This is a genomic window from Paenibacillus helianthi (assembly GCF_001909055.1).
GTDB classification, from domain to species: Bacteria; Bacillota; Bacilli; order Paenibacillales; family Paenibacillaceae; genus Paenibacillus_AQ; species Paenibacillus_AQ helianthi.
In genome coordinates, this window is record NZ_LVWI01000088.1 from 1 (window position 1) to 17,533 (window position 17,533).

Genomic DNA, 17,533 nt, shown 5'->3' on the forward strand with positions numbered 1-17,533 from the left:
CATTACCGAAGCCAAAGCTGCGAAGGCTGTCCGCTGAAGGAACGCTGCACCAAGGCAGCAGGAAATCGGGAAGTGGTTGTCAGTCTGGAGAGGCTGCGGTACCAGAAGCAGGCTCGGGACATCCTGCGAAGCGAGGAAGGTTATGCCCTGGCCGTACGCCGAATGACGGAACCGGAAAGCGTATTTGGACAACTGAAGAATAACCGGGGCTTCCGGCGCTTTCTGCTTCGCGGCATGGAAAAAGTGACGCTTGAGGTCGGTTGGCTTTCGCTTGCCCATAATATGCTGAAGCAAGCCACAGTGGACCAAAAACGCAAGGCCGCGATTCTCCAATAACAGGAGAATCGCGGCCTTGCTGTCTTTTTACTACCTCTTGAATACATATGGGCTGTTTCTTTTTTTTGAAAATCTACTTATGAGACAGCCCCTTTTATGTACCTTTTACTTTAATAAACTACTCTTTGTCTTCTACTTCAACAACAGAGTGGCTGATGGAGCCCCGGTCGAAGGTCAGCTTGGTTACATCATTTACCCGTAAGACCACGATATCATCAGAAATTTCCATGATCGTGCCGTGAAGGCCACCAATAGTTACTACCTTATCGCCTTTTTTCAAAGATTTCAACATTCCGTTGCGCGCTTTGGTCTTCTTCTGCTGTGGACGAATCAGCAAGAAATAGAATACCACAAACATCAGCACGAATGGGCCTACGAGACCCAGAATGCTTCCGCTCCCTGAAGCTGCTGCAAAATGAAATTGCTGTACCATAATTCTCCCCCCTTTCAAAAAACAATAAAGCACAATCCAGTTGTACTAGAAGCCTTTGAGATTATCATATAATCCGTATTGTGCAAAAAACTCATCGCGAAAATCAAGCAGCCGATCTTCCCTGATGGCTTCACGCACTTTACGCATCAATTCCAGCAGGAAGTGCAAATTATGGTATGTCGTTAACCGCAAGCCGAATGTTTCGTCGGCTTTGATCAGATGGCGCAAATAAGCACGGGAATAATTCCGGCAGGTATAGCAGTCACATTTCGGATCAAGCGGCCCGAAATCACGTGCATACTGTGCGTTGCGTACTACGAGTCTTCCCTGACTGGTCATTGTTGTTCCATTGCGGGCTATACGCGTAGGCAGAACACAGTCGAACATGTCTACTCCGCGGATCGATCCTTCCAGCAGCGCATCCGGTGACCCCACGCCCATTAAATAACGCGGTTTTCCTTGCGGCAGCAGTGGAACCGTATAATCCAGCACTTCATACATAAGCTGCTTGGACTCTCCGACGCTGAGTCCTCCAATAGCATACCCCGGGAAATCCATGGAAGTCAAATCAGCTGCGCTCTGGCGCCGCAAATCCTCATGCATGCCCCCTTGAACAATGGCGAACAGCCCTTGGTCCTCAGGACGGGCATGGCTTTTCAGACATCTTTCAGCCCAGCGCGAGGTGCGTTCGAGTGACTTTTTAACGTAATCATACTCTGCCGGATACGGCGGACATTCATCAAAAGCCATCATAATATCGGAACCCAAGGCATTCTGAATCTCCATCGCCACTTCCGGCGAAAGAAATTTCTTATCCCCGTTCAAATGGGAACGGAAATGCACACCTTCTTCGGTGATTTTACGCATATCACTCAGTGAGAAAACTTGAAAGCCGCCGCTGTCTGTCAGGATCGGCCGGTCCCAGTTCATGAATTTGTGCAGGCCGCCAGCTTCACGGATAATATCATGCCCTGGCCGGAGGAACAGATGGTATGTGTTGCTCAGAATAATGTGAGCATCCATTTGCTTCAGCTCTTCAGGACTCATTGTTTTGACGGTAGCGAGTGTGCCCACAGGCATAAATGCAGGTGTCTCAATTACACCATGAGGGGTATGAACCCGGCCGAGCCGCGCTCCCGATTGTTTACAGGTCTTGATGTGTTCATAAGTAATTGCTGCCATATGTTTAACCCTTCCTCTTGCTTAATAAATAAACATTGCGTCGCCGAAGCTGAAAAATCGGTACTGCTGCTCAATCGCAGCCTCATAGGCGGCAAGGATATTCTCCCGACCGGCCAGAGCGCTAACCAGCATTACCAATGTAGACTTTGGCAGGTGGAAATTGGTAATCAATGCGTTTACGACAGTAAACTTATACCCGGGATAGATAAAAATATCCGTCCAGCCGCTGCACTCTTCAATTGGACCGCCTTGAGATTGTCTGCCCACCGTTTCCAGTGTCCGGCAGGACGTTGTACCAACAGCTATGATTCGTCCGCCCCTAGCTTTGGCAGCATTAAGCACATCTGCTGTCTCCTTAGACAATACAAAGTACTCAGCATGCATTACATGCTCCTCGACCTTCTCAACAGACATGGGCCGGAAGGTTCCAAGTCCGACATGAAGCGTAATATACGCAATCGTGACGCCTTTAGCCTTGATTTGCTCCAGCAGCTCCCGGGTGAAATGCAGACCCGCAGTCGGTGCGGCGGCCGAACCTTCATGCTTGGCATACACGGTCTGGTAACGCTCGCGGTCATCAAGCGTCTCCTTGATATATGGCGGAAGCGGCATGCTTCCCAGCCTGTCCAGAATCTCCTGGAATATCCCTCTATAGATGAAATGGAGCGTCCGTCCCCCCATATCAGCCTCGTCCTCAATAACTGCACGAAGCTCATCACTGAAAATAATCACCGCTCCGGTCTTCAGCTTCTTACCAGGCTTTACCAGCGCTTCCCAGCGGTCCTCCCCCAGACTCTTCAGCAGCAGAACCTCAGCCTTCGCGCCGGTGTCTTCCTTTACGCCAAAGAGCCGGGCGGGAATCACTCGTGTATCGTTCAGAACCAGTGTATCACCTGGCTGAAATTGCTCCAGTATATCCGTAAAATGCCGATGCTCTAGTTGTCCATTTTCCTTGTTCACGAGCAACAGCCTTGATGCACTGCGGTCAGACAACGGAGTCTGGGCTATTAGTTCTTCCGGCAAATGAAAATCATAATCGTCTACATTCATGGTCAGTCTTCATTCCTTAACTATAGTAACGTTATTAAAATAGTGTTGCAATATTTTCGTGTAATCATACCCCTTGTCAGCCATGCCCTTTATCCCCCACTGGGACATGCCAAGCCCGTGGCCATTTCCCCAGCCGATGAAATAAAAGCCCGGACTGTTCGTAACTGCCCTGGACGAAGTATCTGCCCCCATAACAACCGTGCCGCTGCCGTTCACCGTCACTTTGCCGGATGCGGACAATATGTCCGTGCTCTGGGTACTGCTAACAATTCCCTTTGAGCCGTCAGCGCCTAGTACAGTATAACTGCCGGAAGGTACAATATCAAACAAAGTACTGGGCAATCCGCCCAGCGCTGAACGGAACAGATCAGGGTATTTCACCTGTAAAATCTCGCCGTTGGCTTTTACCTGTGTTACTCTTCCGGATGGCCCGCGCTGCGTAACCTCCAGACTGGCGATAGAAGACGGCAGTGAATTGCTGACCTTGCCTGATAGGCTTTTGAGCAGATCCGCTGAGGTGTAAGGTCCTTTAACCCAGCTGTAGCTTCCGTTCTCATAGAACTGGTCCAGAATTACAGCATTCTCGCCGGGATTCAGCTTGCCCAGCGGACTTGCACCGCTCTCAATGACAGGCAACGGACGGATATTCACATCTTTGGTGCTCGCTGTGGCCATATCCAGGCCAGCCGCCGTTTTACTGCCAGTCAATTTGATATTGTCCTCACGAGCATACCCAGTGATCCCGCTGTCAAGCAGCAGGTAATACCACTTCTTCGAAGCTGCTACAGCTGCAGCATCCTCTGCGCTGGCTACACTGACGAAAGTAGTGCCGCCATTGCCCCATACCTCCGACGGATCAGCTGTCACACCGCCGCTGTTGGAGGAGAATACAGCTTCAACTATTTTACCTCCGCTCATCAACACTTCGCCCGCGGTAGCATCTACTGCCTTGGTAATCACCGGTGCTTCAGCACCTATGCCGTTATACACCTGGCTGAGCGTGGTATCCACCACATTGGCCACGTCAAAGCGGGTGCCCTGCGTTAGTGCATAGCTTCGAGCTGCTACAGCCTGAGCCTTGAGCGCCTCTTCCGGCCAGCCGGATGATACTTCTCCGCCGACAACCGCATACAAATACTGTTCAAGCGGAACTTCATTGATTACCGCGAGGGATCCAGCGAGACTGCTGAGTTCCAGGTTCCCGCGGTAAATACGCTTGGAACGCTCAGCCAGTTGAATGCCCGCAGAATTGCCGGAGGCCATAAACTTGGCTCCTGTGCCGGACACCTGATAGTGAAACGCCTGGCTCTCGCTGCTCCAGTCTAGTCCCGCATCAGTACGGATCATCATTCCCGGCTTGGCTGTCGCCCCGTCCCCTATGCTAAGCTGCGGAAGCGCAGCGGTTACTGCTGCTCGCAGAGCAGCAAGATCGCTGTCGCTTGCCGCTTCGCCCACCCACACTTCTACTTGTGCGCTGCCGTCTGTTCCGCTCACCAGAGTCTTCCAGGCGTCGAATCCGGCAGCTGTGATCGTGTTCATGACAGCATCCGCTTCCTGCTGGGAAGCAAAGGTTCCGGCAGACAAATGTTTACTTCCCGTCAAAGCCGGAACCTGACCCTGGGGTAGATTTAGGCCGGCTTTGCCTACCCGGTTCAAGCCTTCCTTAGCCGCATTTTCACTGGTATAGGGGCCTGTATACAACTGATAGACCGTTGCCCCATTCCGCGAGGATACGAAGAGCATCGGTTTATCGGAGCTCGATTGAAGCTGCTTGGCAGCTTCTGCGGCTGCCTGCCATGTTGGGCTGTCCATTACCTTGACCTTATACCCGTCGAGACTGATCCGGATTTTGTTATTGGCCGGAATGGGCAGCAGCTGGGCACTGCCTGACATCAGACTGAAGCCCATCGTCGAACTCAGCGTCACGAAAGGGACGGTAGATTTATATTTGCTGCCAATATCGGCATACAGCGCAACCCGGATGGTTGCGTTCGGATCGGCATGGCTGTCAGCTGCTGGAAGAAGAAGGCCGGCTGCAGTCAGGGCACCTGCAAGTAAGGTCACTCCTGTCTTTTTCCACCTGGCAAAATTCATCTTGATGCCTCCTAAGAATAGAGATGATAACAAAACAAGGCTTATTGCGGCTGTGGAGGAACTGGTAGGCCTAAATGCTGATAAGCGGCAGGAGTCACAACTCTCCCCCGCGGCGTCCGCTGCAGAAAGCCAATCTGCAGCAGATAAGGCTCGTACACATCCTCTATGGTCTGACTCTCTTCTCCGATCGTTGCTGCAATGGTATCCAGACCTACTGGTCCGCCCCGGAAGGAACTGATCATCGAATGAAGCATCTTGTGATCAATACTGTCCAGCCCGCGCGGGTCCACCTGCAGCATCTTCAGTGATTCTGCAGCAATCTCAGGTGTGATAATTCCGTCACCACGCACCTGAGCATAGTCGCGGACCCGCTTCAGCAGGCGGTTAGCAATCCGGGGAGTTCCCCGTGCCCGCAAGGCGATCTCCTCAGCAGCGTCGCCGAGAATCTCGATGCCTAGCAGTTCTGCATTGCGGGAAACAATGAAGCTCAGTTCCTCAATGTTATAATACTCCAGCCGGCTGACTACACCGAAGCGGTCACGCAGCGGTGCAGACAGCAGCCCGGCACGGGTTGTAGCGCCGATAAGCGTAAAGGGCGGAAGATCCAGACGCACCGAGCGGGCACTCGGTCCTTTGCCGATCATAATATCCAGCGCAAAGTCCTCCATCGCCGGATACATGACCTCCTCAACCGTACGGTGCAGCCGGTGAATCTCGTCAATGAACAGTACATCTCCCTGCTGCAGATTGGTCAGCAGCGCGGCCAGGTCTCCGGGCCGTTCAATGGCTGGACCGGACGTTGTCCGCAGATTGACGCCAAGCTCGTTGGCAATAATATTCGCCAATGTTGTTTTACCCAGCCCTGGCGGGCCGTAGAGCAATACATGATCAAGCGCCTCACTTCGCATTTTAGCGGCTTCTATATATATTTTAAGATTCTCTTTTACCTGGTTCTGTCCAATATATTCCCCCAGATAACGGGGGCGCAGACTTAATTCGACCGCCTGCTCGTCCATCATCAGGTTAGCCGATATAATCCGGTCATCCATTTATCCATCACTCCGTTCTGTCAAGCAGCCTATTTGGCTATAAACAGCAGCCCCAGCGCCTTCTTCATCAGCACATCAACTGGTCCTGTATCTGAACCCTCTTTTTTCATAGTAAGCCATACCCGATCCAGTTCGGCTTCGGTATAACCGAGGGCCTTCAGTCCGTCCCGTGCTTCCTCCCATGGCAGCGCTTCTGCTGCAGCCTGTGCCTCAGCCGCTACGGCGAACAGTCCGGTCTGCATCGCTACTCCACTCAGGCCGTCCAGCTTGTCACGCAGATCCAGAATCATCCGTTGGGCCGTCTTCTTGCCGATCCCGGGAAGCTTGGTCAGGAAGGTGATATTCTCCTGGTAAATTGCTGAGATCAGCTGGTCGGGCGTCCCTCCGGTCAGGATGCCCAGGGCTACGCGCGGGCCGATGCCGGATACTTCTATCAGTTTGCGGAACAGCTTCTGTTCTTCCCTTGTGGGGAACCCAAATAAAAGGGTCGCGTCCTCACGCGTCTGGTAATGAATATAAACAGTCACCGGACCCTCCACCTTGGCAAACGCATATGGATTCGGGCAGAATACCCGGTACCCTACCCCCTGGACGTCCAGGACTACATAGTCCGACTCCAAATGTACAACCGGTCCTCTTAAGTAATCTATCATTTTCGCAATACCTCATTTAATTTAGAATTAAGACTGACGGAATGGGCGTGGCATACCGCCACCGCCAGTGCATCCGCCACATCATCGGGCTTCGGGACAGCGGACAGCTTCAGCAGCAGCTTCACCATCTCCTGTACCTGCTTCTTCTCCGCTTTGCCATAACCAACCACGGCCTGCTTTACCATCATCGGTGTATACTCTGCGATGGATAGTCCAGCTTGAACAGCTGCTAGAATCACTACACCTCTTGCCTGTGCTACCGGCAGGGCTGTGGTTACATTACGGCTGAAGAAAAGCTTCTCCACTGCAACCGCATCAGGCTTATATTTATCTATCAGCTGCACCATGCCTTCATAGACATGCAACAGACGTTCTGCCTCCGGCGTGTGCGCCTCGGTCTGGATGCATCCGTACTGAACCGGAGTTAATTTATTTCCTACCTTATCTACAAAGCCGAAGCCGACAATCGCCAGCCCCGGGTCAATTCCCAGGATGCGCAAATCCAATCTCTCCTCTTCAGCAGGCAAGATATTCCTACTGTTTCATCCATTTCTCCGCCGTGAAGCGAACATATGTATTCCTTCTAACCATTATAGCAAAAAACCTCTTCCCCGGAGTATAAAAGTTTACCACCCCCCGAGAACATTTTCAGCTAACCAAAAAAGCCCCCCCGGCTGTAACAGCAGCCGGAGAGGCGACCTTCGTTTCGTCAATGTTATTCTTCGCTTTGCATAACCTGTTCCGATGAATCCCGGGCATAATCGCTGAAGGTGGACAGGACACTATTGTATTCTTCAACATCCTGCACACGGATGCCTTCATGAAGCTGATTCAGAATATCTTCCGGCAGCGAAGACTTCATTGAGCCCATATCCATTTGAAAAAAGGTCTTCAGCACCCTCTCATCCGCCGGCCGACCTTTGAAGAGAGTCAGATTTCCATGCTCATCCACTCCGATAAACGCATCTTTCTTGATTTGCGGAGATAAATCATTGACACTGTGCTCCATCCACAGATCGCCATCCGCACTAATCCAGCCGTTCCAGTCCGGGTGTGAAGCGATGACCCCCTTGAGCTGCGCAATCGATTCCTTCCCTGGAGTGGTCAATACCTCCTCACCGGAAATGTACGTTGTTTTAAAGTGAACCTTTCGGCGAATCGGCTCCGTACTTATCGCCTTCAGCAGCTGTTTATGATCCATTACAGCTACCCCTTCACGTCCATTCTCTTCAGCATGGCTGTACACAGCCGCAGTAACAGGAACACTTCCGCCAGGATTACCGGTTTGTGCCTCATGGCTTAACTCGCTAAGATTGCCCGGTACAGCCCATTCCGAACCACGCAGCAGGCTGCTGAGCTCCTCCGGAACCTGCATACCGCGCCAGGCCAGCACCGTCAAGACGATACAGGCCGCGCCTACCCAAGGAGCCTTTTTCCAACGTCTCCAACGCCGCCACAGTTGTTTTTTTAAACGAAAAGCATTCACGTTGATCCCTTCATTCTGCTTTTTCCCTATTGTGACCTGTGATGGGAACATTTATGCGCAGGAGGTGAAAGTTTGACGAATCGCCCCATTTTATTTAGACAACGGATTCTCAACGGCACCGATGAACAGCCAGACCCCGGTCTGACGGTCTTCGATCACAAATAAAAACGGCCGATTGACTGTCATTTGAAAGGGAGGGTCGGGCGTAGGAGCAGCGCCCATTTCCATTCCAACAAGCGTAGAGGCTGACGCTTCCGTCCCTTTTTCGTTTACATCAATATAGGTTTTATGAATGATATTGCTGATGAAGATGGGATCAGAAGTATCAGCCAGCTTGGAGAAATCGCCCTTATCCGGATCAAAGGCGAGCTTCACGCCCAGTGCCTGAAGAGCTTCATTCAGGTCCGTCCCGAAATTGGCCTTGAACCGCGGCAATCCGATGGTCCCCTGCTTCTCCACAAAGTCCTCTTCGGCTGGAAATCCGCCTGCCTCAAACTGGCCCTCCAACTCTTCCAATGAAGAATGTACACTTGGCAGAATAACCAGCATATCCATTTGCTTGTCACCATAAGGAATGCGTATGGCTTGCCATTCTTCATGTTCAGAGTACGGGAAGTATCCCTTTTGGCTCATCATTGGTACTTGTACCGTTTCATCCGTGGAGAGTCGAAACTCGGCCTGCCGGGTATTCTCCACCGGAAAAGCTTCCTTCCATCCACCTTTGAAATACAGCGCGTTAACAAGCACAGCTACCGATTGTGGCCCAGGAGGTTTGTCCAGCATCTGCGTTATTTTGTGCTCTGTGTGCTTGGATACCCATCCATTAATCTCGCTGACCGACCGCTGTGCCGCCAAATCTACTTTGCGGATCTCTGCACCATAATAAGTCTTGCTGGTTGCCAAGTATTCCTTACGCAGCGGAATGCCGGCGGTACCCCAGACAGAATTGGCCAACTTCAGATCAACCCCCTGCCCGGCATCCTGCATTAACCGCATGAGGTCCTGATGGCTTTTATTCAGCTGCTTCCGTTCATCAGGGGCATAGCCAAGCAGTCTTCCCAGTTCTTCCGCAGTTTCACCGGCGCTGCCATTGTAGGCTAGAGCCAGGGCGGTGGCGATACTGTACGGTGAAATGGTCAGATTGCCGCCGCTCTTGTCCTTTAATTGGCTGAAAAGCTTAAGCCCCAGCAGGTTGCTCTGCTGTGCCAGCCGGAAATCCAGCTTGGCCGCAGAGTCTTGCCTTTCGGCATAGCTCATCGGTGCCTCTCCTTGGCTGCAGCCTGCCAGCAGAAAGACCGCCAGCAGGAGCTTGAGTATTTTTTTGCCCATATCTATACATTCTCCCCTTTCAACATCGTCTTCAGCAAACGTATACACACGAGTGCCATTTACTGTTTAAGACGCAGTTGTTTGGAAAATGTTTCAAATCGTCTTTTTACAAATTACACGCTGGGAATCACGGGCAGCAGGATATAGCTCGGATAATAGCTGTCGTGGTAAAGGGTCTGCTGCACAATCACCGCTTCGGTATCCTCGTAAGGGTTATTACCGGTATTGTTGTTAGGAAAAGCTACGAAAGCTCTCCAGCAATGGCTCGCTCGTATATACCATAATATCGCTGCGCAGCTCATGTCTCCGCATATTCTCAGGCTCCCTCTCCCCGCTGCCATCTACAGGTTCGGCCGGATAATAGATGTGGGTATCTGCCGGTAAAGCCTCTTCTGGCTGAGGTCCTAGCCGGCCATCACCCAGAGAGGAATTTGCCCGGCCATCACCGCCTCAACCGGTGTCAATTCCTCCATATTTCGCTCCCCGATCCAGTTTGTTATCCTGCATTTGCGTGCGTCTGCGGGTGTCTACCTTGGCGTGCATCACTTCCTGGTCCGTAAAATAAATCCTCCCGCTGTACTCACCCGAGCAGTAGAAGTTAAACAAACTATTATGTAAAAGCGACCAGTCCAGATCACTCATGTGCCAGTCCGTACCGATGCCTGCATGGTCAACGCCGACAAGCCAGATCACGTATTCATCTTTTGGACAGTGTATTTTCCAACCCACTACTCCTGCCCTTAACACTGCCGCACAATAATCCGCAGATTTCACCAACAATATGTCCGGAGGTGATAGCCCCCTCCGCCAGCGGAATCAGATAATCTCCTGCTTCATAGACAGCGGACTCCAGCCGGTCCACATAGAGCCGCCTCCCTCCGCAAATAACCCGGCATCAGACCCATAAGATTCCCCTCCAGCAGGGGCAAGACCTGCCGCAGGCTCTTCACCGCCTCCCCGCGGGCGAGATCCGTCAGCACATCTCCCATTACCCGGATCACTGCCTTCATTGTCAAGATTTCCGCTGCTTCGCTTCTGCTAATAATACGCATTCCTAATCCCTCCCGCCCACCTGTTTACCTAGTAATAACAGACTTCGCTATTCCGCAATCATTCTAATAACTATAAAAATGCAATCATACTTATCTTTCTAAGCCATCATTTGCTATACTCTATATTAGTGAAAAAAGTTAAAAACTAAAACAAAGGGGTAATCCTTGATGATCATTCAGCCAAAAACGCGCGGCTTCATTTGCACAACCGCCCATCCGGAAGGGTGCGCCAAACAAATACAGGAACAAATTGATTATGTAAAAGCACAGAAGAAGCTAACCGGCCCCGTGAACGTGCTCGTTATCGGCGCCTCCACCGGGTACGGTCTGGCTTCGCGGATTGCTGCCGCTTTTGGAGCTGGAGCCAATACGATCGGCGTATTCTTTGACAAAGCTGCAGAAGGGATTCGCACCGCTTCTGCAGGGTGGTATAATTCTGCCGCTTTTGAACAGGCAGCCGCAGAGCAAGGCCTCAAATCCCACAGTATCGTTGGGGATGCCTTCTCAGATGCCATCAAGACGACAACAATTGACCTAATCAAGGCAGAATATGGGACGGTGGATCTTGTAGTGTATAGTGTTGCTTCCCCGCGCCGTACCCATCCTGTAACAGGCGAAACCTTCTCCTCTGTAATAAAACCGGTAGGCACTGCCTATACAAATAAGACCATGAACTTCCATACCGGAGAGGTCTCAACGGTGACTATTGAGCCTGCGACAGACGAAGAAGTCCGCCAGACAATCGCCGTTATGGGCGGGGAAGACTGGGGAATGTGGATCGACCAGCTACAGGCAGCCGGCGTACTGGCAGATGGGGCAACCACAGTAGCCTATTCCTACATCGGGCCAAAAATCACCCATCCAATCTACCGGGACGGAACCATTGGACAGGCCAAAAATGACCTGGAGCAGACTGCTATCGCGCTGAATCAGAAGTTGGCTGTCTTAGGCGGACGTGCTTTTGTATCGGTTAACAAAGCACTTGTCACGCAGTCCAGCTCGGCAATTCCAGTGGTTCCACTGTACATTTCTGCACTGTATAGAGTGATGAAGGATAAGGAACTGCATGAAAACTGCATCCAGCAAATGTATCGTTTGTTCGCAGAGCATTTGTATAATGGCGGCAAAGCGGCGGCAGACGGCAGCCATCTGATCCGTATCGATAATTGGGAAATGCGCGAGGATGTGCAAATCGAGGTTATGAGACGCTGGAACGAGCTCGAAACCGACAATGTCCCTGAACTGGCAGACCTTGAAGGCTATCGCAAAGACTTTTTCCACTTGTTTGGCTTCCAGACCGAAGGTGTGGATTACGAGGCCGATACCGATCCTTCGGTAGAGATTCCCAACCAGGTTTAATGCTTTTGAATATTCCGCCTGGCACATGATAAATAAGCCGCTCCCTGAATTTCTGGGGGGCGGCTTATTTGCGTTTGCTATTTTTCACAACTACTTGTTCCAGCTCAATTGCTGACCGTATCAGTATTTTTCAAAACATGAATATCGCCCTTGTCAATTATATACCCAAATGATATATTACAATACGATATAGATCAATCTGGTATATAAAAGGAGATGTTATCATGTCTATTTCTTTATTAAAAAAGTTTCTCAAGCAGCCCGTCACTATTGTCGGAATTATCACTGCACTCTTATTTCAGGTTTTCTTTAGCTTAATTTGGGTGACGGGGTACGATCATGTTACGGACCGTGTAAACCAAATGTCCATTGCTATTGTTAATGAGGATGGTACCGCCGCTCAGCCAATTATGGATGGAATTAGCAGCTCATTGAAGTTCCGGCTCGAGACAGACCTGACTTTGCAGGAAGCGAAGGATGCGATGAACCGCCGTGGTATCCGTATGATTATCAATATCCCGCAAGGGTTCACCAAGCAGCTGAGTAATCCAGGGGAACAAGCCGAGCTGGACTACTTAATCAACCAGTCCAACCCGCAGATGGTGTCCAATGCCATGCAAACGGTAGCCGCTCAAATCACTGCTGCATTGAACAAGCAGACTACTATGCAAGGCCTTCAGCAGGCACTTGCAGCCATGCAACTTCCGGCTGCACAAGCTGGTATTTTGAAATCCGGCATCTCGTCGCGCATAAATGCCAATGTGAAGATCACTAACCCCACCACTAACTTTGCCCAAACCATGGTTCCTTTGATGATTGTTACAGCCTCCTTCACCGGCTCCATGCTGCTTGCTATGAACCTGAACCGTGCTTCGGTGAATCTCTCTGCTCAGGCAGGCAAATGGCAGCGGTTCGCCGCACGCTTTATAATTATGGGTACCGTAGCATTCCTGGCCTCTCTGATCAGCACTACATTGATCAATAGCCTGGGCATCCCGTTCACTACAGGATATTTCGCTACCTGGATGTTCGAATTCCTGATCATTCTTGCCTGCATGACCCTTGCACAGCTAAGTCTCGTTCTCTTTGGAGATGCTGGCGCCTGGATGAACATCGGGCTGCTCTCCATTCAGATGCTGTCCTCCGGCGCGACCATTCCCCGCGAGATTCTGTCACCATTCTATGTCTGGATCGGCCAATTCTTCCCGGCCCGTTACGCCGTGGATGGCATGCTGGATCTCGTGATCGGCGGTCAGGGAATCGGGCACGACGTGCTCGCCCTCGTCTATATCGCAATCGCCTGCACCCTGCTCTCGGCCGTAGTGACTGCAGTCCGCCGTGCCCCCAAAAAGATTCTTGTAGAAGCAACAAGCCCTTCGTCCCCCTAAAAACAGAAGAACAAGCCCATGTCTCCTATACGGGCTTGTTCTTTTTCATAACAACATATGAATGCTATCTTGTTCTAGCCCATAATTAAACTGCCTTCTAATAGTGAGGGCCATTCTCCATAAAGATGCTTTCGGCACACATCCAGCAGGGCATTATAACTGTCCATAAAATCAAGCTGCCTCAGAATCTCCAGATAGCTTTTTAATTTCGTGGTGTCCTGGCTTCGCTTTAGGCAGACTAATGTAATTTCATATAACACAGAGGTCACGATCTTATCGTACAACAGATTTGTTTTGTCAGCTAACGGTAATGCCCTCTTGAGAAAGAATAGGCTTTTCTCATAATTCCGCTCAGCAAGACAGATATTCGAGATATTTTGGAGTAAATGCTGTTGAATGGTCCTACTCTCGGCAAAGGAATGATATTTATCAAATTCATGCACAGCTCTTTGTCCAAAAAAAATGGCATCGTCACTGCTTAACGTGAACAAGAAGTTGTTCAGCAGTTTGAATTCATACAAATACCAGGTATCCACCTCAAGTAAATACGGCTTGATAGTATTGGCTACTTCACTTATCTGCTTGATTTGATCTTCATGCCCATACTGGATCAGCACTCCCTGCCCAAGTAAATACAAATGGTAAAAGGCATCTGTTCCCGTACTCCGATACATAGCAAGGCATTCATGGCTGATCTCCCTAAGCTTTTCAAAATCATACCGGTTCCCGGCTTCAACCAACGTAAGATGCAGCGTCCGTTTGATCGGCTGAGCGAGATCCTGATGCAGAAACAGCAGCTCCTCAAGAGACATCTCCAGTTTATCCAGAAGTAGAATCAGCTTATCATAACCCGGATAGTACTTCCCTCCCTCAAAGCGCGACAGGTTGGAGCGGCTCATAATGCCCTGGGCAAGCTCTGTTTGATTCATCCCTTTGGACCTGCGGATCTGTTGAATCGTTGTACCTAGATACATCCGTTCCCTCCACTCATGTTGTGAGTATACAGCACAATTCTCCAGTCTTTTTTTCATTGTATGCTACATTCGACGCAATGAAAATACCTAGGCAGAGAAGGAAGAGAATAAGAATGAACATACCTCGGAACCTGAACAGCAAAGTTTGGAATATCCTCATAGGAACCTTTTTTACGAGAACAGCACTTTTTATGAGTACTCCTTTTCTGGCGATCTTTTTGACGAATCAAAAGAACCTTTCGCTCCTGGATACAGGTTATATTCTTAGCATAAATCCGCTCATCAATGTTTGTTTCGGCGGTTTTGGCGGATTCCTGGCAGATAAGCTTTCTTTGAAAAGAATTGTGGGGTACATCTCCATTATCTGGGGAACCGTTTTTATTCTCTTTTATTTTGCCGGCAGTTCATGTCATTTTCTCCTGCTTAGCGCTCTTAACGGATTGTGTTACTCGATCTTTGAGCCAGCAAGCAAAAAAATACTCTCTACCCAGACTCCACCGGAGAATCGGCTGATGGTATTTAATCTGAGATATGCAGCAATTAATCTCGGTGCTTTTGTGGGTCCACTGCTAAGCCTGCTATTTAACATGAAAATGACATTGTTTCCTTATGTATTCCTAGGCATTCTGTACATTCTATACGGGATATCCACACGATTCTTTTTCCACGATCTGCCGGGTATAGAAGCGTCTGCACCGCAAAAAGCGAAGTACAGCCCCCATGTCTTCAAACTGCTCCTACAAGACCATGTATTCCTTCTGCTGCTAGCTGGTATGAGTTTCTCCTTCTTCGGCTATTCTCAGCTGAACGCGACAGTGTCACAGTACCTGGCCAACACCAGTTCCTTAACTAACGGCATTCAACTATACTTAACCTTGTTATCGGCAAATGCCCTTATTATTCTCATCGTCCAGTTTGCAATGCTTCGCTGGATATCCAACTGGAACCCCTTTAACGTTGTACTGCTCAGCAATATACTGATCAGCATGAGTTTTTTGTCCTTCCTTTTTCACACCTCATATATAGTTCCTCTGATCTTTATCCTACTTTTCAGTTTGGGAGAATTATTAATAGGTGCCCGCTTCGACACATTAGTAGATGAGCTTGCTTCAGAATCTGCCAAAGGTTTATATTTCGGCTGCTCCGAGTTCGTCAAAATCGGCACTATCGGAGGTCCTATCCTGGGAACGTTCCTGTTGAATCAATTCGGCTTCCAATCCAGATTCTCTGTATTCGGACTAATATGCCTCATATGCATAACCGGCTCCGGGCTCATTAGCCTATCCAAATTCAAGCATCAGCGCAACATATTCAATAAATAAGATAATCCCAGAAAATAAAAATAGCCTTGCACACCGCTAAAAGCGATTTACAAGGCTACTGAAGTATACCGGCGAGAGGACTCGAACCTCCACGGTTTCCCACTCGATTTTGAGTCGAGCGCGTCTGCCATTCCGCCACGCCGGCGAATTATTAGTTTAAAAGATAAATGGCGCGCCCTGAGAGATTCGAACTCCCGGCCTTTTGATTCGTAGTCAAACGCTCTATCCAGCTGAGCTAAGGGCGCAAATTATGGAGCGGACGACGGGAATCGAACCCGCGACCCTCGCCTTGGCAAGGCGATGCTCTACCGCTGAGCCACGTCCGCACACGGTATGTATTGCATTCATTTCTTAAGTAATAAGCATCAACGAACCCTTAATGGATTATCGTCTCTGAAGCAGTGTAATGATGGCGGAACCGACGGGATTCGAACCCGCGATCTCCTGCGTGACAGGCAGGCATGTTAGGCCAACTACACCACGGTTCCAAATTGGTTGCGGGGGCAGGATTTGAACCTGCGGCCTTCGGGTTATGAGCCCGACGAGCTACCGGGCTGCTCCACCCCGCGTCAGTAAAAAAAAATTCTATATAATAATGTTTCCCTGGTGGAGGCTGAGGGGTTCGAACCCCCGACCCTCTGCTTGTAAGGCAGATGCTCTCCCAGCTGAGCTAAGCCTCCATTGAAAGAAGCAACTTAATGATCTTAACACATTCTCACGAAAAATGCAAACATTATTATAACTTTCAAATTAAAACAATGACTCGTATGGGATTCGAACCCATGTTACCTCCGTGAAAGGGAGGTGTCTTAACCCCTTGACCAACGAGCCTTAGATATTATTATTCTTTTCGACAACAAAAAATATTATATCAAGTTTAACAGGATATAGCAATATAAATATTTCATTTTGATTTCAACTGGTCCTTGGCAATAGTGTGATATCCAACTGCGATGCAATACACTCTACCACATCTTCTATTGACAGCAGCTCTGTGTCCAAATGATAGTGGAACACCTCATGGTTCAAGCCCTCAACACATCTATCAATTTGTTGGGCAGCCCATGAATTTCCCTCCTCTCCACGGCTGCGCAATCTTGTTAACAGCGTTTCACGGGAGGCCCGTAAGGTGAACTGACTAATCAGTATTCCCTCCTCCCTTAGTCTTCCAACGATCTCCATGAAATATATTGGATCATCCACTGTCATCGGTACGATAACAGTCCCACGGTATTCAGAGTCTATGTATTTCAACATTTGATAATTAATTTCTCGCCAGAGAGTATAATCCTGGAAATCTATTTTTGACATGACATGCGGGATGTTTTCTCTAAGATAGTATCCAGTATTTTCAGGGTCAAAAACAAAGGACTGAGGCAGCCTGCGATGCAGTTCATAAGCAACTGATGTCTTACCGGAACCAAACGCGCCATTCACCCAAATTATTATAAGAGCCACCACCAAGATATCATATTTATTAATATGTACAAAAAAGCCATTGTCGATTGCTCAACAATGGCTTCATGTGCTTGGCGGCGTCCTACTCTCCCAGGACCCTTCGGTCCAAGTACCATCGGCGCTGGAGGGCTTAACGGTCGTGTTCGGGATGGGTACGCGTGGAACCCCTCCGCTATCGCCACCAAACGGGCATTTGCGGTGCAAATGCATCATTCAGGTCTCAGCATCGCCAAATGCTGAAAACAAATCTTTTTCATTTAACCTCTTGGGCCTCATGAATCAGAACTTGATTCCTGAAAACTGAATCCGAAACGAATCTGCGTTTTATGATTTGGATAAGCCCTCGACCGATTAGTATTGGTCAGCTC

The 17,533-nt window shown here is 49.6% G+C and carries 18 protein-coding genes, 7 tRNA genes and 1 rRNA gene; 4 read left to right on the forward strand and 22 right to left on the reverse strand.

The genetic code is table 11. From position 1 onward, the window contains the following. Positions 1-336: transposase (locus A3844_RS28415; RefSeq protein ID WP_208619470.1), on the forward strand; the 336-nt coding region annotated here is incomplete at its 5' end. A gap of 118 nt (positions 337-454) precedes the next feature. Here the strand turns inward: A3844_RS28415 and yajC are convergent. The 12 genes from yajC to A3844_RS28475 all read right to left on the reverse strand — a co-directional run bounded on the left by yajC (position 455) and on the right by A3844_RS28475 (position 10,664). After that, the gene (gene yajC / locus A3844_RS28420; RefSeq protein ID WP_074086255.1) at positions 455-769 is read right to left on the reverse strand and encodes a preprotein translocase subunit YajC; all 315 of its coding nucleotides are present in this window, start codon (positions 767-769) and stop codon (positions 455-457) included. Positions 770-814: 45 nt separating this feature from the next. Then, a complete protein-coding gene (gene tgt / locus A3844_RS28425; RefSeq protein WP_074109228.1) occupies positions 815-1,951 on the reverse strand; it encodes a tRNA guanosine(34) transglycosylase Tgt in 1,137 nt (378 codons plus the stop codon). 21 nt (positions 1,952-1,972) lie between these two features. Next, positions 1,973-3,001, reverse strand: coding sequence for a tRNA preQ1(34) S-adenosylmethionine ribosyltransferase-isomerase QueA (gene queA / locus A3844_RS28430; protein ID WP_074086253.1), 1,029 nt, complete (start codon positions 2,999-3,001; stop codon positions 1,973-1,975). A gap of 9 nt (positions 3,002-3,010) precedes the next feature. After that, complete coding sequence (locus A3844_RS28435) at positions 3,011-5,095, reverse strand: SpoIID/LytB domain-containing protein (RefSeq protein ID WP_074109229.1); 2,085 nt, start codon at positions 5,093-5,095, stop codon at positions 3,011-3,013. Between the two features lie 41 nt (positions 5,096-5,136). Next, entirely contained in the window at positions 5,137-6,144 is a 1,008-nt protein-coding gene (gene ruvB / locus A3844_RS28440) for a Holliday junction branch migration DNA helicase RuvB (protein WP_074086251.1), read from the reverse strand. 29 nt (positions 6,145-6,173) lie between these two features. Next, positions 6,174-6,797 carry a Holliday junction branch migration protein RuvA gene (ruvA, locus tag A3844_RS28445; RefSeq protein WP_074086250.1) on the reverse strand — a complete coding sequence of 208 codons (624 nt, stop codon included), beginning with the start codon at positions 6,795-6,797 and terminating at the stop codon, positions 6,174-6,176. After that, positions 6,794-7,297 carry a crossover junction endodeoxyribonuclease RuvC gene (gene ruvC, locus A3844_RS28450; protein WP_074086249.1) on the reverse strand — a complete coding sequence of 168 codons (504 nt, stop codon included), beginning with the start codon at positions 7,295-7,297 and terminating at the stop codon, positions 6,794-6,796. Before ruvC ends, ruvA begins: the two co-directional genes overlap by 4 nt. Before the next feature lie 215 nt (positions 7,298-7,512). Continuing rightward, complete coding sequence (locus A3844_RS28455) at positions 7,513-8,283, reverse strand: BofC C-terminal domain-containing protein (protein WP_167374763.1); 771 nt, start codon at positions 8,281-8,283, stop codon at positions 7,513-7,515. Between the two features lie 90 nt (positions 8,284-8,373). Then, positions 8,374-9,612 (reverse strand): serpin family protein, encoded by a 1,239-nt coding sequence (locus A3844_RS28460; RefSeq protein WP_074109231.1) that lies wholly within the window; start codon positions 9,610-9,612, stop codon positions 8,374-8,376. Positions 9,613-10,062: 450 nt separating this feature from the next. Further along, complete coding sequence (locus A3844_RS28470; RefSeq protein ID WP_167374764.1) at positions 10,063-10,341, reverse strand: hypothetical protein; 279 nt, start codon at positions 10,339-10,341, stop codon at positions 10,063-10,065. Continuing rightward, a complete protein-coding gene (locus A3844_RS32935; protein ID WP_167374765.1) occupies positions 10,310-10,474 on the reverse strand; it encodes a hypothetical protein in 165 nt (54 codons plus the stop codon). Before A3844_RS32935 ends, A3844_RS28470 begins: the two co-directional genes overlap by 32 nt. Further along, positions 10,446-10,664 carry a hypothetical protein gene (locus A3844_RS28475; RefSeq protein ID WP_074109234.1) on the reverse strand — a complete coding sequence of 73 codons (219 nt, stop codon included), beginning with the start codon at positions 10,662-10,664 and terminating at the stop codon, positions 10,446-10,448. Before A3844_RS28475 ends, A3844_RS32935 begins: the two co-directional genes overlap by 29 nt. Before the next feature lie 168 nt (positions 10,665-10,832). Between A3844_RS28475 and fabV the strand changes: the two genes are divergently transcribed. Further along, positions 10,833-12,023 (forward strand): enoyl-ACP reductase FabV, encoded by a 1,191-nt coding sequence (gene fabV / locus A3844_RS28480; protein ID WP_074109235.1) that lies wholly within the window; start codon positions 10,833-10,835, stop codon positions 12,021-12,023. Between the two features lie 224 nt (positions 12,024-12,247). Beyond that, on the forward strand, positions 12,248-13,411 hold the full coding sequence (locus tag A3844_RS28485) for a YhgE/Pip domain-containing protein (protein WP_074109236.1): 1,164 nt from the start codon (positions 12,248-12,250) through the stop codon (positions 13,409-13,411). Positions 13,412-13,485: 74 nt separating this feature from the next. Here the strand turns inward: A3844_RS28485 and A3844_RS28490 are convergent, their stop codons facing one another. After that, positions 13,486-14,385 carry a helix-turn-helix domain-containing protein gene (locus A3844_RS28490; protein ID WP_074109237.1) on the reverse strand — a complete coding sequence of 300 codons (900 nt, stop codon included), beginning with the start codon at positions 14,383-14,385 and terminating at the stop codon, positions 13,486-13,488. A 113-nt stretch (positions 14,386-14,498) separates the two neighbouring features. On the opposite strand from A3844_RS28490, the gene A3844_RS28495 reads away from it, so the two are divergent. Continuing rightward, on the forward strand, positions 14,499-15,707 hold the full coding sequence (locus tag A3844_RS28495) for an MFS transporter (RefSeq protein ID WP_074109238.1): 1,209 nt from the start codon (positions 14,499-14,501) through the stop codon (positions 15,705-15,707). Between the two features lie 66 nt (positions 15,708-15,773). Here the strand turns inward: A3844_RS28495 and A3844_RS28500 are convergent. The 9 genes from A3844_RS28500 to rrf form a co-directional block, all read right to left on the reverse strand. Beyond that, positions 15,774-15,852 (reverse strand) — tRNA-Leu (locus tag A3844_RS28500). A 23-nt stretch (positions 15,853-15,875) separates the two neighbouring features. After that, positions 15,876-15,952: transfer RNA gene (locus A3844_RS28505), tRNA-Arg, on the reverse strand. A 6-nt stretch (positions 15,953-15,958) separates the two neighbouring features. Next, positions 15,959-16,033, reverse strand: a tRNA-Gly gene (locus A3844_RS28510). A gap of 84 nt (positions 16,034-16,117) precedes the next feature. Then, a tRNA-Asp gene (locus A3844_RS28515) sits at positions 16,118-16,195 on the reverse strand. 4 nt (positions 16,196-16,199) lie between these two features. Then, positions 16,200-16,276, reverse strand: a tRNA-Met gene (locus A3844_RS28520). A 35-nt stretch (positions 16,277-16,311) separates the two neighbouring features. Then, a tRNA-Val gene (locus A3844_RS28525) sits at positions 16,312-16,387 on the reverse strand. Between the two features lie 79 nt (positions 16,388-16,466). Further along, positions 16,467-16,538, reverse strand: a tRNA-Glu gene (locus tag A3844_RS28530). 84 nt (positions 16,539-16,622) lie between these two features. Next, entirely contained in the window at positions 16,623-17,165 is a 543-nt protein-coding gene (locus tag A3844_RS28535; protein ID WP_244169881.1) for an AAA family ATPase, read from the reverse strand. A gap of 69 nt (positions 17,166-17,234) precedes the next feature. After that, a 5S ribosomal RNA gene (gene rrf / locus A3844_RS28540) occupies positions 17,235-17,351 on the reverse strand. Positions 17,352-17,533: the final 182 nt, after the last annotated feature.

Bases quoted from the DNA above. Each gene is read 5' to 3' on its own strand.
- ruvA (WP_074086250.1), bottom strand. From the start codon at position 6,797: ATGATAGATTACTTAAGAGGACCGGTTGTACATTTGGAGTCGGACTAT.
- A3844_RS28460 (WP_074109231.1), bottom strand. From the start codon at position 9,612: ATGGGCAAAAAAATACTCAAGCTCCTGCTGGCGGTCTTTCTGCTGGCA.
- yajC (WP_074086255.1), bottom strand. From the start codon at position 769: ATGGTACAGCAATTTCATTTTGCAGCAGCTTCAGGGAGCGGAAGCATT.
- A3844_RS28490 (WP_074109237.1), bottom strand. From the start codon at position 14,385: ATGTATCTAGGTACAACGATTCAACAGATCCGCAGGTCCAAAGGGATG.
- A3844_RS28495 (WP_074109238.1), top strand. From the start codon at position 14,499: ATGAACATACCTCGGAACCTGAACAGCAAAGTTTGGAATATCCTCATA.
- queA (WP_074086253.1), bottom strand. From the start codon at position 3,001: ATGAATGTAGACGATTATGATTTTCATTTGCCGGAAGAACTAATAGCC.
- fabV (WP_074109235.1), top strand. From the start codon at position 10,833: ATGATCATTCAGCCAAAAACGCGCGGCTTCATTTGCACAACCGCCCAT.
- tgt (WP_074109228.1), bottom strand. From the start codon at position 1,951: ATGGCAGCAATTACTTATGAACACATCAAGACCTGTAAACAATCGGGA.
- ruvB (WP_074086251.1), bottom strand. From the start codon at position 6,144: ATGGATGACCGGATTATATCGGCTAACCTGATGATGGACGAGCAGGCG.
- A3844_RS28485 (WP_074109236.1), top strand. From the start codon at position 12,248: ATGTCTATTTCTTTATTAAAAAAGTTTCTCAAGCAGCCCGTCACTATT.
- A3844_RS28475 (WP_074109234.1), bottom strand. From the start codon at position 10,664: ATGCGTATTATTAGCAGAAGCGAAGCAGCGGAAATCTTGACAATGAAG.
- A3844_RS28435 (WP_074109229.1), bottom strand. From the start codon at position 5,095: ATGAATTTTGCCAGGTGGAAAAAGACAGGAGTGACCTTACTTGCAGGT.